Annotated in this window: 16 protein-coding genes and 1 riboswitch; of the genes, 7 read left to right on the top strand and 9 right to left on the bottom strand. The window is 70.2% G+C overall.

Annotated features, from left to right (window positions below; all coding sequences use genetic code 11):
• Positions 1-276: 276 nt before the first annotated feature.
• The gene (locus tag AC27L4_RS20475; RefSeq protein WP_487144206.1) at positions 277-642 is read left to right on the top strand and encodes a DUF2147 domain-containing protein; all 366 of its coding nucleotides are present in this window, start codon (positions 277-279) and stop codon (positions 640-642) included.
• On the opposite strand, the gene AC27L4_RS20470 is transcribed toward AC27L4_RS20475, so the two are convergent.
• The 4 genes from AC27L4_RS20470 to bluB all read right to left on the bottom strand — a co-directional run bounded on the left by AC27L4_RS20470 (position 643) and on the right by bluB (position 4,733).
• On the bottom strand, positions 643-1,347 hold the full coding sequence (locus AC27L4_RS20470) for a glutathione S-transferase N-terminal domain-containing protein (RefSeq protein WP_487144205.1): 705 nt from the start codon (positions 1,345-1,347) through the stop codon (positions 643-645).
• 215 nt (positions 1,348-1,562) lie between these two features.
• Positions 1,563-2,474 carry an agmatinase gene (locus AC27L4_RS20465; protein WP_487144204.1) on the bottom strand — a complete coding sequence of 304 codons (912 nt, stop codon included), beginning with the start codon at positions 2,472-2,474 and terminating at the stop codon, positions 1,563-1,565.
• A 12-nt stretch (positions 2,475-2,486) separates the two neighbouring features.
• Positions 2,487-3,959 carry an Asp-tRNA(Asn)/Glu-tRNA(Gln) amidotransferase subunit GatB gene (gene gatB, locus AC27L4_RS20460; RefSeq protein WP_487144203.1) on the bottom strand — a complete coding sequence of 491 codons (1,473 nt, stop codon included), beginning with the start codon at positions 3,957-3,959 and terminating at the stop codon, positions 2,487-2,489.
• A 63-nt stretch (positions 3,960-4,022) separates the two neighbouring features.
• A complete protein-coding gene (bluB, locus tag AC27L4_RS20455; protein WP_487144202.1) occupies positions 4,023-4,733 on the bottom strand; it encodes a 5,6-dimethylbenzimidazole synthase in 711 nt (236 codons plus the stop codon).
• Positions 4,734-4,777: 44 nt separating this feature from the next.
• Positions 4,778-4,962, bottom strand: a riboswitch (cobalamin riboswitch).
• 183 nt (positions 4,963-5,145) lie between these two features.
• Between bluB and AC27L4_RS20450 the strand changes: the two genes are divergently transcribed.
• The gene (locus tag AC27L4_RS20450; protein ID WP_487144201.1) at positions 5,146-5,703 is read left to right on the top strand and encodes a GNAT family N-acetyltransferase; all 558 of its coding nucleotides are present in this window, start codon (positions 5,146-5,148) and stop codon (positions 5,701-5,703) included.
• 318 nt (positions 5,704-6,021) lie between these two features.
• Here the strand turns inward: AC27L4_RS20450 and AC27L4_RS20445 are convergent, their stop codons facing one another.
• From AC27L4_RS20445 to AC27L4_RS20430, 4 genes are all read right to left on the bottom strand, one after another.
• A complete protein-coding gene (locus tag AC27L4_RS20445; protein WP_487144200.1) occupies positions 6,022-6,312 on the bottom strand; it encodes a chorismate mutase in 291 nt (96 codons plus the stop codon).
• A 33-nt stretch (positions 6,313-6,345) separates the two neighbouring features.
• The gene (gatA, locus tag AC27L4_RS20440) at positions 6,346-7,869 is read right to left on the bottom strand and encodes an Asp-tRNA(Asn)/Glu-tRNA(Gln) amidotransferase subunit GatA (protein WP_487144199.1); all 1,524 of its coding nucleotides are present in this window, start codon (positions 7,867-7,869) and stop codon (positions 6,346-6,348) included.
• A 60-nt stretch (positions 7,870-7,929) separates the two neighbouring features.
• Positions 7,930-8,217: an Asp-tRNA(Asn)/Glu-tRNA(Gln) amidotransferase subunit GatC gene (gatC, locus tag AC27L4_RS20435; protein WP_487144198.1), complete on the bottom strand. Its 288-nt coding sequence runs from the start codon at positions 8,215-8,217 to the stop codon at positions 7,930-7,932.
• Positions 8,218-8,479: 262 nt separating this feature from the next.
• Positions 8,480-9,178, bottom strand: a complete 699-nt coding sequence (locus tag AC27L4_RS20430; protein WP_487144197.1) for a metal-dependent hydrolase — start codon at positions 9,176-9,178, stop codon at positions 8,480-8,482.
• 76 nt (positions 9,179-9,254) lie between these two features.
• On the opposite strand from AC27L4_RS20430, the gene ruvX reads away from it, so the two are divergent.
• Positions 9,255-9,716, top strand: a complete 462-nt coding sequence (gene ruvX / locus AC27L4_RS20425; RefSeq protein WP_487144196.1) for a Holliday junction resolvase RuvX — start codon at positions 9,255-9,257, stop codon at positions 9,714-9,716.
• A 107-nt stretch (positions 9,717-9,823) separates the two neighbouring features.
• On the opposite strand, the gene AC27L4_RS20420 is transcribed toward ruvX, so the two are convergent.
• Positions 9,824-10,204: a hypothetical protein gene (locus tag AC27L4_RS20420; protein ID WP_487144195.1), complete on the bottom strand. Its 381-nt coding sequence runs from the start codon at positions 10,202-10,204 to the stop codon at positions 9,824-9,826.
• A 210-nt stretch (positions 10,205-10,414) separates the two neighbouring features.
• On the opposite strand from AC27L4_RS20420, the gene AC27L4_RS20415 reads away from it, so the two are divergent.
• From AC27L4_RS20415 to dprA, 4 genes are all read left to right on the top strand, one after another.
• Positions 10,415-11,359, top strand: a complete 945-nt coding sequence (locus AC27L4_RS20415) for an aspartate carbamoyltransferase catalytic subunit (protein WP_487144194.1) — start codon at positions 10,415-10,417, stop codon at positions 11,357-11,359.
• A gap of 8 nt (positions 11,360-11,367) precedes the next feature.
• Positions 11,368-12,666, top strand: coding sequence for a dihydroorotase (locus tag AC27L4_RS20410; protein ID WP_487144193.1), 1,299 nt, complete (start codon positions 11,368-11,370; stop codon positions 12,664-12,666).
• Positions 12,667-12,763: 97 nt separating this feature from the next.
• Positions 12,764-13,381 carry a glycerol-3-phosphate 1-O-acyltransferase PlsY gene (gene plsY / locus AC27L4_RS20405; protein ID WP_487144192.1) on the top strand — a complete coding sequence of 206 codons (618 nt, stop codon included), beginning with the start codon at positions 12,764-12,766 and terminating at the stop codon, positions 13,379-13,381.
• On the top strand, positions 13,378-14,490 hold the full coding sequence (dprA, locus tag AC27L4_RS20400) for a DNA-processing protein DprA (RefSeq protein ID WP_487144191.1): 1,113 nt from the start codon (positions 13,378-13,380) through the stop codon (positions 14,488-14,490). Before plsY ends, dprA begins: the two co-directional genes overlap by 4 nt.
• Positions 14,491-14,602: the final 112 nt, after the last annotated feature.

Below are 14,602 nucleotides of genomic sequence, written 5' to 3'. Positions count from 1 at the left end.
TGCAGGCAGAATGCCGGAGGCGCCTGAATCGGCGTTTAAAACTGTCGGTGAATCAGCGTCTAATGAAATTCAAATGCGAGATTAATTTAACCGATCCGAAACCCCGTTCGTTTGCAAAGGCCGGCCAAAGGTTAAGATCCGGCCGCTTCCGGCGCCCGGCCGGCAAGGAACGGGAAACCATGGCTTCAGGTCGGTCGAGCCGCATCGGCGGGGACAGGCCCGGCAAACCGGCCTATCCTTCGCCGCCTGGCCGCCCAGCGCGCCCGGGAGGAACACATGCTCAGGATCGCCTTCGCCACCCTTGCCTGGCTTGCCGGTGCCGCGCCCGCCTTCGCCGGCGACCCCACCGGCCTCTGGCTGCGCAGCAACGGCGAGTCACAGGTGCGCATCGCGCCCTGCGGCAAGGCGCTGTGCGGCACCGTCGCCTGGGTCGACGACCCCGCCAAGCAGAGCGGGGTCGGCATGCGCGTCTTCTTCGACATGACACCGACCGGCGACAACCGCTGGAAGGGCAAGGCCTTCAACCCGGAGGACGGCAGGACCTATTCCGGCACCATGACCCTGTCCGGCAATGCGCTCACCACGGCCGGCTGCGTGCTCGGCCTGTTCTGCAAGTCGGTGAGCTGGTCGCGGGTGAAGTAGTCAGCGCGCCCGTTGCCCGAACAGGATCGCCTGCGCCGCCTTGTCCTTCGACAGGTCCGACTTGCCGGCATCCTCCGTGGTCACGGCGAGCCCGCGCTGCACCGCCGGGCGGGCGAGCACGGCCTCGAGCCAGCGCTTGAAATGCGGAAACTCCGCGATGTCCTGGCCCTGCCGCTCCCAGCCCCTGGCCCAGCCGACGCAAGCCATGTCGGCGATCGAATAGTCGCCGGCCAGGAACTCGCGGTCGGCCAGGCGTCGGTTCATCACGCCGTAGAGGCGGTTGACCTCGTTGGTGTAACGATTGATCGCATAGGGCACCTTCTCCGGCGCGTAGATGCGGAAATGGTTGGCCTGGCCCGCCATCGGACCAAGGCCGCCCATCTGCCAGAACAGCCATTGCTCGACCTCGACGCGCGCACGCTCTTCGGCGGGATAGAAGCGGCCGGTCTTGCGGCCGAGATATTGCAGGATCGCGCCGGACTCGAACACCGAGATCGGCCGGCCGTCCGGACCGTCGTGATCGACGATCGCCGGCATGCGGTTGTTGGGCGAGATGGCCAGGAAGCCGGGCTTGAACTGGTCGCCCGTGCCGATGTTCACGGGAATGACGGTGTAGGGCAGACCGGCCTCCTCCAGGAAGATCGTGACCTTGTGACCGTTGGGGGTGGGCCAGAAATAGACGTCGATCGGCGTGGTGCTGGCCATGGCGGCGCTCCGGTTGCTCGGTACCTGGGCAGATATGGGCAGGCGCGGGACCGCGCAACGGCAAAGATCGACAATTGTCGAATGACGGATCCGGCCAGGCCTCGCCCCGCCGCCGGCAGGTCGCGGCGGCGACCTCGGCCGGACGCGGCTCGGATGCCGGCTTGCCGTCACCGGAGCCGCGGAAGCCGCCGCCGGTCGGACCGGGACGCTCTGCCTCAGTTTTGCCGGACGACGGCGCCGATCGCATTGACGACGAGGCGCGCGGCCGTGAGGGCCGACAGGCCGTCGACGTCCGCGGGAGGATAGAGCTCGACGAGGTCGAAACCGGCGATCCGCGCGCGCCTGCCGAGGCCTGCGATCAGGTCGATCGCCTGCGTGTAGCCGAGGCCGCCCGGCGTCCGGGCCGCGACGCCCGGCATGATGCCCGGATCGAGGCCGTCGCAATCCAGGGTGACGACGACCTTCGCGCCCTCCGGAACATGCCGGAGCGCGGCCTCGACGCCGTGCGCGTGGACCTCGCGGGCCGTCACGAAACGGCTGCCGCGACGCCGGGCCGCCTCGATCTCGGCCGGCCGCGCACTGCCGACCCCGCGCATGCCGACCTGCACGATGCCGGCGACATGCCCCATCTCGCTGGCGCGGCGCATCGGGCTGGAATAGCCGTGGCGTTCGCCATGCAGTTCGTCGCGCCAGTCGATATGGGCATCGATCTGCAGGATCCAGATCGGCCCGTGGTCGGCAAAGCCGGCGAGGAAGGGGATCGGAACGGAATCATCGCCACCGAGCAGGATCGGCACGGCGCCCGATGCCAGCACGTCCCGCGTCTTCTCCTCGATCCCGGCTCGATTCCCTGCATTGTCATGCATCACGGTCGGAATATTGCCGACATCGACGCATGAAGGCGGCTTGCCGTCGAACAGGGGACCGTCGAGATCGAAGTCCCAATGCTCGACGAGGCCCGCGTCGACCTGGCTGGCGGCACGGATGGCGTCGGGCGCGAGGGCATAGCCGCTGCTGTCCCTGGCGGGATAGGTGCTGCCGTGGCCGGCCCCGAAGAGCACGATCCGGGGTGCGCGCCCGCCGTCGAGGCGGGCGGGAAACCCCAGGAAGGTGAGGGCAAGGGTCATTGGGAAGGCGGCTCAGATGCCGAGCTTGCTCTTCAGCAGGTCGTTGACGGCCCCCGGCGCCGCCTTGCCGCCCGTCTGCTTCATGACCTGGCCGACGAACCAGCCGAGCATGGTGGGCTTCGCCTTCACCTGCTCGACCTTGTCGGGGTTGGCGGCGATCACCGCATCGACCGCCGCCTCGATCGCGCCGGTGTCGGTGACCTGCTTCATGCCGCGAGCCTCGACCAGGGTGCGCGGGTCGCCGCCCTCGCTCCAGACGATCTCGAACAGGTCCTTGGCGATCTTGCCGGAGATCGTGCCTTCGCCGATCAGGTCGACGATGCCGCCGAGCTGCGCCGCCGAGACCGGCGAAGAGGCGATGTCCTTGCCTTCCTTGTTCAGACGGCCGAACAGCTCGTTGATCACCCAGTTGGCCGCCGCCTTGCCGTCGCGGCCCCTGGCCACGGCTTCGAAGAAGTCAGCCGATTCGCGCTCGGCCACCAGCACGCCGGCGTCATAGGGCGACAGGCCGTAATCGGCGATGAAGCGCGCCTTCTTGGCATCCGGAAGTTCGGGCAGGTCCTTGGCCAGCGCGTCGACATAGGCCTGGTCGAACTCGAGCGGCAACAGGTCGGGGTCGGGGAAGTAGCGATAGTCGTGCGCTTCCTCCTTCGAACGCATGGAGCGCGTCTCGCCCTTGCCGGGATCGTAGAGGCGCGTCTCCTGCTCGATGACGCCGCCATCCTCGAGGATGGCGATCTGGCGGCGCGCCTCGGTCTCGATCGCCTGGCCGATGAAGCGGATCGAGTTGACGTTCTTGATCTCGCAGCGCGTGCCGAAGGGCTCGCCCGGCCGGCGCACGGAGACGTTGACGTCGGCGCGCAGGTTGCCCTTGTCCATGTCGCCGTCGCAGGTGCCGAGATAGCGCAGGATGGTGCGCAGCTTGGTCACATAGGCGCGCGCCTGGTCGGACGAGCGCAGGTCCGGCTTGGAGACGATCTCCATCAGCGCCACGCCCGAACGGTTCAGGTCGACGAAGGACATCGAGGGGTGCTGGTCGTGCAGCGACTTGCCGGCGTCCTGCTCCAGGTGCAGACGCTCGATGCCGACCGTCAGCGTCTCGCCCGTCTCCGGCACCTCGACGACAATGGTGCCCTCGCCGACGATCGGCTGCTTGTACTGGCTGATCTGGTAGCCCTGCGGCAGATCCGGGTAGAAGTAGTTCTTCCGGTCGAACACCGACCTGTGGTTGATCTGCGCCTTGAGGCCGAGGCCGGTGCGGATCGCCTGGCGCACGCATTCCTCGTTGATCACCGGCAGCATGCCGGGCATGGCAGCGTCGACCAGCGAGACATGGCTGTTGGGCTCGGCGCCGAAACCGGTGGAGGCGCCCGAAAACAGCTTCGCCTCGGAGGTGACCTGGGCGTGGACCTCCAGGCCGATGACCAGTTCCCAGTCGCCGGTGGCGCCCTTGATGATCTTCTTGGGGTCGACGGCGGCGGTCATGGCGGGGCTCCGGACGGCGGGATCGAATGCTGGGCTTCCGAATAGAGGGTCGTGGGCTGCCTATCAAGTTTCAGCCGCCGGCGCCTGCCCCCAGCCGTCCTCGAACACCAGCTCATCGAGCGGCAGCCGCCGGGCCCAGCGCTTCGCCTCCAGCTCCGGCCGCTCGTAGAGCCGGTCGACATAGCCGACGCAGAGATAGGCGACGATGACGATGCCGGCGGGGATGCGCAGGATCGCCCGCATCCGCGCCTCCTCGAAGATCGAGACCCAGCCGACGCCGATGCCCTCGGCCCGGGCCGCCAGCCAGAGGTTCTGCACGGCGCAGGCGGTGGAATGGAGATCCATGTCGCGATTGTGGGTGCGGCCGAGCACCGCCGGCCCGCCGCGGGAGCGGTCGCAGGTGACGCAGATGTTGAGCGGCGCGGCCCGGATGCCTTCCAGCTTCAGCGAGCGGTAGAGCGCCGCGCGCTCGCCGGTGAACAGCGAGGCGGCCTCGGCGTTGGCCGCCTCGAACGCCCGGCGCACCTCCTCCTTCACCGCTTCCGAGCGGATGAGCAGGAAGTTCCACGGCTGCATCAGGCCGACCGACGGCGCATGATGCGCCGCCTCCAGCAGCCGCCGGACGACGTCGCCGGGGATCGGCCGCGGCAGGAACGGGCCGCGCACGTCGCGGCGCGTCTCGATCGCCCGATAGAGCGCGGCGCGCTCGCCTTCGCTGAACGGACCGGCCGCGACGAGACCGGCGTCGATCGGATCGGAAACAGGTTCGGGCATCGGTCTCCCCACCATGCCGGATCGCCCGTTCCGCCGTCCGTGCGGAAAGAGCTTGCCGTCTGGCCGGTCTTCCGACTCCGGATCCTCCCGTTCCGGCGCCTTCCCGGCCCTGCGGCCAGTGGCGTCATCCTGCCGGAACAGTCCCCGTCACGGCGTTGGGCACGTCGCGGATTGGCACCGCGTTCCCGATTCTCCCGCATGCGCGGGCACCAGACGCAGCAGCGATAGCGCAGGTGCAGCCCCGCCGGCAAGGCGCCGCTTGCGATCCGCCCGCCAGCCGGCATTGTGGGGGCAAGCAGCCTGTCGTGGCTTTCGCCACGCTTGATTTGCATTTTTCAATGCAGAATCAAGGCTGCGCAGACTCACACGTGCAAGCAGGTCCGCGAGAACCTGCCTTGCCTGGATGCCCCCGATGCCCCCACACCCCGACCGCCCCGATCGCATCCCCACGCTCGCCACCGAGCGCCTGACCCTGCGCGGCCACGGCATCGGCGACTTCGACGCCATGGCCGCGCTGTGGGCGGATCCGGAGGTCACGCGCCACATCGGCGGCCGTCCTCTGACCCGGGAAGAGGCCTGGGGACGCCTCCTGCGCTATGCCGGACTGTGGTCCTTGCTCGGCTACGGCTACTGGGCCATCGTCGAGACGGCATCCGGCCGCTTCGTCGGCGAGGCCGGGTTCGCCGATTTCCGGCGGGAGATCGAGCCGCCGCTCGACGGCATCCCCGAAGCGGGCTGGATCCTGGCGTCCTGGGCCCAGGGCCGGGGGTTCGGGACCGAGGCCCTGCACGCGATGCTGGCCTGGGGCGAGGCGTATTTCGGGCCGGTGCGCAGCGCCTGCCTGATCGCCCCGGAGAACCTGCGCTCGATCCGCCTGGCGCGGCGGTGCGGCTATCGGGTGGCCTCGCCGGCCGCCTACAAGGGCCAGTCCCTGCTCCTGCTCCGGCACGAAGCCGGCGCCCAGATGTGATGCTGCTGTGCAACAGGCCGTGCGCGACCTTGGATGCGGCGCGATGCCCCCCTTGCGATTCGAGAGAATCGCCGGCACGTTCGAGGCGTCGTCAACCAGCGAAAGGAGGTGATCCAGTGTCTCATCGGTGTGAAGTCCGGTCCTCGGCGCTCTGGATCCTCACTCTGCGCGAGGTCCGCGGCGCCTGACGCCGGTTGGCCGTCAAGGCCGGACCAGACCCGAATTTTCAAGCAAGCCCAGAGGCGGAACGCACGGCGTTTCGCCTCTGTTGCGTTCCGGGGGCCGGGCAAGCCGCCCCGATGGCAGCCGGTGGCGGCCCTATTCGCCGAGATGCTCGGCCTCGTAGCGGCAGATCCAGTCGATCAGATTGCGCCACACGGCTTCGGCCAGATCCGGCGGCAGCCCCCGGGCCTGCGCCAGGCCGCGGACATGGGCGACCACGTCCTCCACCCGATCGGGAATGAGCGCCGGCAGGTTCTCGCGCGCCTTCACGGCGATGACCCGCTCGACGATGCCCATGCGCTCGGCCAGCAGGGCGACCAGGCCGCCATCGATCCGGTCGATCTCCCGGCGCAGATCCGCCAGCGTATCGGCGCGCTCAGCCGCCACGGCGGCGCGCCCTGCCCTGCCGGAGGGCGCCCATCACGCCCACCACGCCTTCGGCCGCGGCAGCGGCCCTGCCGCCTGCTCGATCACCTCGCCGAGGGCGAACAGGGTCTCCTCGTCGAAGGCCCGGCCGATCAGCTGCAGGCCGAGCGGCAGGCCGTCGGCCGACAGGCCCGCGGGCACGGCCAGGCCGGGCAGGCCGGCCATGTTCACGGTCACGGTGAAGACGTCGTTGAGGTACATCTCCACCGGATCGGCATCGGCCTTCTCGCCGATGCCGAAGGCGGCGGAGGGCGTCGCCGGGGTCAGGATCGCATCGACGCCGGCGGCATAGGCCTGCTCGAAATCGCGCTTGATCAGCGTCCGCACCTTCTGCGCCCGGACATAGTAGGCGTCGTAGTAGCCGGCCGAAAGCACATAGGTGCCGATCATCACCCTGCGCTTGACCTCGGCGCCGAAGCCGGCGGCGCGGGTGTTCTCGTACATCTCGACGATGTCGCGGCCGGGCACGCGCAGGCCGTAGCGCACGCCGTCATAGCGGGCGAGGTTGGACGAGGCTTCCGCCGGGGCGACGATGTAGTAGGCCGGCAGGGCGTATTTCGTGTGCGGCAGCGAGATCTCGCGGATGGTGGCGCCGGCGGCCCTGAGCCAGTCGACGCCGCGCTGCCACAGCGCGCCGATCTCGGCCGGCAGGCCGTCGATGCGGTATTCCTTCGGGATGCCGATGACCATGCCCTTGACCGAGCGGCCGACCGAGGCCTCGTAGTCCGGCACCGGCACGTCGACCGAGGTGGTGTCCTTGGCGTCGGGCCCGGCCATGGACCGCAGCAGGACGGCACAGTCGCGCACCGTGCGGGCGAAGGGGCCGGCCTGGTCGAGCGAGGAGGCGAAGGCGACGACGCCCCAGCGCGAGCAGCGGCCATAGGTCGGCTTGATGCCGGTGATGCCGGTGAAGGCGGCTGGCTGGCGGATTGAGCCGCCGGTATCGGTACCGGTCGCGCCGGCGCAGAGCCCGGCCGCCACCGCCGCGGCCGAGCCGCCGGAGGAACCGCCCGGCACCAGGAAGCCCCGGGTCTCCCCCTTGCCGAGCTTCGCCCTGGCCTGGGCGCCGTCCCAGTTCGGCGGCAGCCAGGGCGAGACCACGGGACCGAAGGCCGAGGTTTCGTTCGACGAGCCCATGGCGAACTCGTCATTGTTGATCTTGCCGAGCATCACCGCGCCGTCGCGCCAGAGCTGGCTGGTGACGGTGGATTCGTAGGGCGGCTTGAAGTCGCCGAGGATGCGCGAGCAGGCGGTGGTGCGCACGCCCTTCGTCGCGAACAGGTCCTTGATGCCGAGCGGCACGCCCTCGAGCGGGCCGCCCTCCCCTCTGGCCAGGCGCTCGTCGGCCGCCGCGGCCATGGCCAGCGCCTCGTCGGGGGTCTCGAGCACGTAGGCATTGAGGCCACGCGCCTTCTCCATGGCGGAGAGATAGGCGCCGGTCGCCTCCACCGAGGTGAAGCTGCGGGCCTTCAGCCCGTCGCGGATGCCGGAGAGGGTGAGGTCGGTGATGTCGGTCACGTTGAAATTCCGGAATGGGCGTCGCAGCGCACGTGGGTGATCGGGCGGGCGGAGCCGCGCCTATTCCACCACCTTGGGCACGAGAAAATAATCATCCTCGCTGGCCGGCGCGTTCAGCACGATCTCGTCGGCGATCTCGCCGTCGTTCACCACGTCCTGCCGCTTCTTCATCACCATCGGCGTCACCGAGGTCATCGGCTCGACGCCGGAGACGTCGACCTCGTCGAGCTGGGCGACGAAGTCGAGAATGGCGTTGAGCTCGCCCTGCAGGTGGGGAACGTCCTCCTCGGGGACGGCGATGCGCGCGAGATGCGCGATTCGCCTCACCGTCTTGGCGTCGACAGACATGAAGACCCTCGATTGGCACGGAATATGGGCTGGGCGCGGTCTATCACGCGGATCTTTCGCAAGGCAACCGGCGCGAGGATGCAGGACCGGGCTCCGTCGCTGCTCGGACGACGTGGGCAGGCGCCGATGGCAGACAAGGCTCCGCCCCCTCAAGCGTCATGGACGGACTTGACCCGTCCATGACGGAAACGTTGCACCAGGAATTTTGCGGCTGCGTCTTCCGTTGTCCCCGGCACGCCAGGCGCCTCCCCTCCGGCGAGCGTCAGAGCTCGACAGCCTCGCCGCTCTTCGGCACCAAGACCCGCGTGCTGTGCCCCTGCAGCGCCGCGACGAACTCATGCGCGTCCGGCGCGAGCGGGGGAAACGAGGCGTAGTGGCAGGGCAGGACGGCGTCGAAGGCGAAGTAGCGCTTCACCGCCAGGGCCGCCACCTTGGGGCCCATGGTGAAGCGGTCGCCGATCGGCACCAGGCCGACCTTGGGCTCGTGCAGCTCGGCGATCAGGCCCATGTCGGAGAAGATGTCGGTGTCGCCGAGATGGTACAGCGTCGGCTGGCCCTTGGCCTTGACGATCAGGCCGTTGGCGGAACCGAGCGGCACCTGCACGCCGGCATCGCCCATGCCGGCGGAGTGATCGGCCCTCACCAGCGTCACGGTGAAGCCGCCCTGGCCGGTGGTGCCGCCGGTGTTCATCGGGTCCACGCGCTTCACGCCCTGGCCGGCGAGCCACATGCACAGGTCGTAGTTTGTGACGACGGTGGCCCCGGTCTCCGCGGCGATGGCGACGGTGTCGCCGACATGATCGCCATGGCCGTGGGTGAGGAGGATATGGCTGACGCCGGCGGTCACCGCGGCCCGGTCGCCGGTGAAGCCGGGATTGCCGGTCAGGAACGGATCGATGAGGATCGCGCGGCCGTCGAACTCGACGCGGAAGGCCGAATGGCCGAGCCAGATGATGCGCATGAGCGGAACTCCCTGCTATGACCCGCCTGTTGTAGCCCCGGCTCCGGCCATCTCAAGGCGTTTGAAGGATTTCGGCGTGATCCTGGACCTGTTCGACCTGGCGCGGCAGCTGAACCAAGACGAGCGGCTGCTCGGCATAGACCTCGGCACCAAGACGATCGGCCTCGCCCTGTCGGACCTGTCGCTGACCATCGCCACGCCGCTCGAAACGCTGCGCCGCACCCGGTTCTCCGCCGATGCCGACGCGGTGCGGGCGCTCGCTCGCCAGCACGGCATCGGCGGCTTCGTGCTCGGCTATCCGCTGAACCTCGACGGCACGAAAGGTCCCCGCGCCCAGGCCTCGGAGAGTTTCGCCCGCAACATGGGCAAGCTCACCGACATCCCCTTCGCCCTGTGGGACGAACGCATGTCGACGGCGGCCGTGACCCGCACGCTGATCGAAGCCGACGCCTCGCGCCGGCGGCGCGCCGAAGTGGTCGACAAGATGGCGGCCGCCTTCATCCTGCAGGGCGCGCTCGACCGGCTGGGATTCGGCTGAGCAGATAGTCCGGCAGGTCGAACATCCGCGGGCTTCCGCGGCCGTCCCGGCCCCGCCATGCCCAAATCCGGCCGAGGCCGAATATCGGCGGAGCGCGGAAATCCCGCTCAGGGAATGCGGATGAGCACCGGCGGCGCATAGGGCTGGTAGGAGCGGTAATAATTGGCATAGACGCTGCCATCCGCCGCCCGGCCGGCGCGGTAGACATAGCCGCCGAAGCTCGGATCCCGCCGCGGCGCAGGCTCAGGCGCAGTCTCGCCGTCACCGTAGACGGTGCCGTCGACGACGGCCACGCCCGGCACGCCGCTGAAGGCGCTCCACCCCCGCTGCTCCAGGCGACGCCGGTCCCAGCCCGGATGCGGCTTCACCCACACCGGACGGTTCGGCCCCGTCATGGGGCGGCGCGGCTCAGCCGCGGCCTCGGCGACGAACGCCGCCGTCATGGCGCCGGCCAGCACGGCCAGCCAGATTTCGGGTCGTCTCGTCATCGTCGACCTCCGGACCTGTCTTCAGACGTCCCGGCCTCCGGCGATGCCCTGCCGCCCATCGCCTGCCTCGACCTTAGCGCAATCGCCCGGCAGGCCCAAGGGCGGCGCGCCGGCCGCCTGCCGAACCGCCGCGGAAGCGGTGGAAAAGCGACGGCTCCCGCCATCGCGGCTTGCCGGCCTGCGGACCGAGGCCTATGAAGCTGGCTTTCGATGACACCGCAGCGCCCGACCTATCCGCACCGCCATCTCCTCGGCATCGAAGGCCTGAAGGAGAGCGACATCGTCGCCCTGCTCGACGAGGCCGACGCCCATATCGCCTTCAACCGGCAGATCGAGAAGAAGTCGTCCGCCCTGCGCGGCCGCACCCAGATCAACCTGTTCTTCGAGCCCTCGACGCGGACCCAGTCCTCCTTCGAGCTGGCCGGCAAGCGCCTCGGCGCCGACGTGATGAACATGTCGGTCGCGTCGTCCTCGGTGAAGAAGGGCGAGACGCTGATCGACACCGCCATCACCCTGAACGCCATGCGCCCGGACGTGATCGTGGTGCGCCACAGCCAGGCCGGCGCCGTGCACCTCCTGGCGCGCAAGGTCGACTGCGCCGTGGTCAACGCCGGCGACGGCGCCCATGAGCACCCGACCCAGGCCCTGCTCGACGCCCTGACCATCCGGCGCAACAAGGGCCGTATCGCCGGGCTGATCGTGACGATTTGCGGCGACATCCTGCATTCGCGCGTGGCCCGCTCCAACATCATCCTGCTCAGCGCCCTGGGCGCGCGGGTTCGCCTCGTCGCCCCCTCGACGCTGCTGCCGGCCGGCATCGAGCGCTTCGGCGTCGAGGTGTTCCGCGACATCCGCCAGGGCCTGCGCGACGCCGACATCGTCATGATGCTGCGCCTGCAGCGCGAGCGCATGACCGGCGCCTTCATCCCCTCGACCAAGGAGTTCTTCCGCTTCTACGGGCTGGACCAGGACAAGCTCGCCCACGCCAGGCCCGATGCGCTGGTGATGCACCCCGGGCCGATGAACCGCGGCGTCGAGATCGACACGGCCGTGGCCGACGGCGCCCAGTCGCTGATCCGCGAGCAGGTGGAGACCGGCGTCGCCGTGCGCATGGCGGTGCTGGAAGCCCTGGCCCGCAACCTGCCGAACACGTGAGCAAGGCCATGCGCCAGGACAAGACCACCGAGCGCCCCCTGCTCCTCGCCAATGCCCGCCTGGTCGATCCGGACGGGGCGGGCGAGACGCGCGGCAGCCTGCTGATCCGGGACGGCCTCATCGCCGGCGTCGGCACCGTCGCCGCGCCCGAGGGCGCCGACATCGTCGACTGCGCCGGCGCCGTGGTGACGCCCGGCCTGGTCGACATGCGGGCGGTGACCGGGGAGCCGGGCGCCGAGCACCGCGAGACGCTGGCCACGGCCTCGCAGGCCGCCGCCGCCGGCGGCGTCACCACCGTGGTCTGCGTGCCCGATACCAATCCGCCGATCGACGACCCGGCCGTGGTCGATTTCGTGCTGCGGCGCGCGCGCGACACGGCGATCGTGCACATCCATGCCATGGCCGCCCTGACCAAGGGCCTCGCCGGCAAGGAGATGACCGAGATCGGCCTGCTCCTGGAGGCCGGCGCGATCGCCTTCACGGACGGCGCCCGCAGCATCACCAATGCCCGGGTGTTCCGCCGCGCCCTCACCTACGCCCGCGATTTCGACGCGCTGATCGTGCATCACACCCAGGATCCGGATCTCGCCGCCGACGGGGTGATGAACGAAGGCGAGTTCGCCAGCCGTCTCGGCCTGCCGGGTATTCCCGCCGCGGCCGAAGCGATCATGCTGGAGCGCGACATGCGGCTCGTCGCGCTGACGGGCGCGCGCTACCACGCCGCGACCGTGACCTGCCGCGCCTCGCTGGAGATCCTGCGCCGCGCCAAGGCCGACGGCCTGCCGGTGACGGCCTCGACCTCGATCAACCATCTGACGCTGAACGAGAACGACGTCGGCGCGTTCAAGACGTTCTGCAAGGTCTCGCCGCCGCTGCGCCACGAGGACGACCGGCTGGCCCTGGTCGATGCGGTCAGGGACGGCCTGATCGACGCCATCGTCTCCGACCACAATCCCCAGGACGTGGAGACCAAGCGCCTGCCCTTCGCCGAGTGCGCCGACGGCGCGGTCGGCCTGGAGACCATGCTGGCGGCGGGCCTGCGCCTCGTCCATGACGGCTCGCTGCCGCTGGCGACGCTGCTGCGGGCGATGGCGGCGCGGCCGGCCAGGCTGCTCGGGCTGCCGGGTGGGCGACTCGCGCCGGGCGCACCGGCCGACCTGATCGTGCTCGACCCGGACATGCCGTTCGTGCTCGACCGCGACACGCTGAAATCGCGCTGCAAGAACTCGCCTTTCGACGGCGCGCGCATGCAGGGCATTGTGCTGCGCACCATCGTCGCCGGACGCACCGTGCACACCTCGCCTTGACCGCGCTCCGCCGGATTGAAATGCTCCTCGCCTTATCCGGCGATTGCCCGGACCAGGCTCTCAACCGAGCGTCGCACGGCGCAACGAGGTGACGACCATGCCCGACCCTGCCGCCTCGCTCGCCTCGCCGCTGGCGCTGATCCTCGCCGCGGCGGTCGGCTATCTGCTCGGCTCGATCCCGTTCGGCCTGATCATCACGCGCCTGGCCGGCCTCGGCGACATCCGGGCGATCGGGTCCGGCAATATCGGCACCACCAACGTGCTGCGCACCGGCCGCAAGGACCTGGCGGCGGCGACGCTGCTGCTCGACGGCGCCAAGGGCGCGGTGGCCGTGCTGATCGCCCAGGCGCTGTGGGGGCCGCAGGCGGCGCTCGCCGCCGGCCTTGCCGCCTTCCTCGGCCATGTCTTCCCTGTGTGGCTCAAGTTCAAGGGCGGCAAGGGCGTGGCCACCTATCTCGGCCTGCTGGCCGCCTTCGCCTGGCCGGCGGCGCTGATCTTCGCGGCGATCTGGCTGGCGGTGGCCTTCACCACCCGCTTCTCCTCGCTGTCCGCCCTCACCGCCAGCCTCGCCAGCCCGATCGTGCTGGCGCTGCTCGGCCAATGGCGCGAGGCGGCGCTGTTCGCGGTGCTGACGCTGATCGTCTGGATCATGCACCGGGCCAATATCCGCCGGCTGCTGAGCGGCAGCGAGAGCCGCATCGGCCAGAAGGCATGACACGACAGCGGCGGCTGACCGATCGGGAGCGCCTGGACCGGCTGCGCCTGATCCGCAGCGAGTCGATCGGCCCGAGCCGGTTCAGGGACCTGCTGCGCCAGTTCGGCAGCGCCGCCGCCGCGCTCGACGCCCTGCCCGTCCGTCCCTCGGCCGAAGCCGAGGCGCAAGCCGAGCTCGACGCCATGGCGCGGCTCGGCGCCCGCTTCCTCTTTCTGGGCGAGCCCGACTATCCGGCGGCGCTCGCCGCGATCGACGACCCGCCGCCGCTGCTGGCCGTGCGCGGCGACGCCGGCATGCTCTCCCGGCCGACGGTGGCTATCGTCGGGTCACGCAACGCTTCCGCCCTCGGGCTGCGCTTCGCCGCCAGCCTGGCCCACGGCCTGGGCGAGGCAGGCTTCGCCGTGGTGTCGGGCATGGCGCGCGGCATCGACGGAGCAGCGCACGCCGCCTCGGTCGACAGGGGAGCGGTGGGGGTGATGGCCGGCGGCCTCGCCCGGGTCTATCCCGCCGAGCACGAGCCGCTGGCGGCGCGGATCGCGGAACAAGGCTGCCTGGTCTCGGAACGGCCGGTGCACTGGGCCGCCACCGCGCGCGACTTCCCCCGCCGCAACCGCATCGTCTCGGGCCTCTCCCTCGGCGTCGTCATCGTCGAGGCGGCGCTGAAGTCCGGCTCGCTGATCACCGCCCGCCTCGCCAACGAGCAGGGCCGCGAGGTCTTCGCCGTCCCCGGCCATCCGCTCGACCGGCGCGCCGAGGGCACGAACCAGTTGATCCGCCAGGGCGCCACCCTGGTCCGGGGCGCCGACGACGTCGTCGAAGCGCTGCAGCCGCTGCTCTCGCCCGGCGCACTGATGCCGATGCCGCGCCGCGGCGCCGGCCGCAAGAGCGAGTCCACCACCGCCCCGCGGCTGCCCCTCGACGAGCCCGTCGCCGCCGCCCCGCCCGGCCGCGACGGGCTGCTCTCCCTTCTCGGCCCCTCTCCGATCGCCGTCGACGACCTCGTGCGGGCCTCCGGCCTCGGCCTGCGCGCGGTGCAGCTCGCCATCCTCGAGCTCGACCTGGAGGGACGGATCGAGCGCCACGGCGACAACCGCATCTCGCTGCGTTAGCGGCGGCTCGAAGCCGGGGCGAGAAATTGCGCGGCGACGGCGCACCGGGGTATTTGACTTGGCCGCCCCTTTTCACCATGTTCCGCTGCAATTGCCGCCCGGCCTGGTCCGG

The sequence above is a fragment of the Labrys sp. Lb11 genome (genome assembly GCF_057554225.1).
The sequence above is the reverse complement of the archived record's forward strand: the minus strand, read 5'-3'. Positions and strand labels throughout refer to the sequence as shown.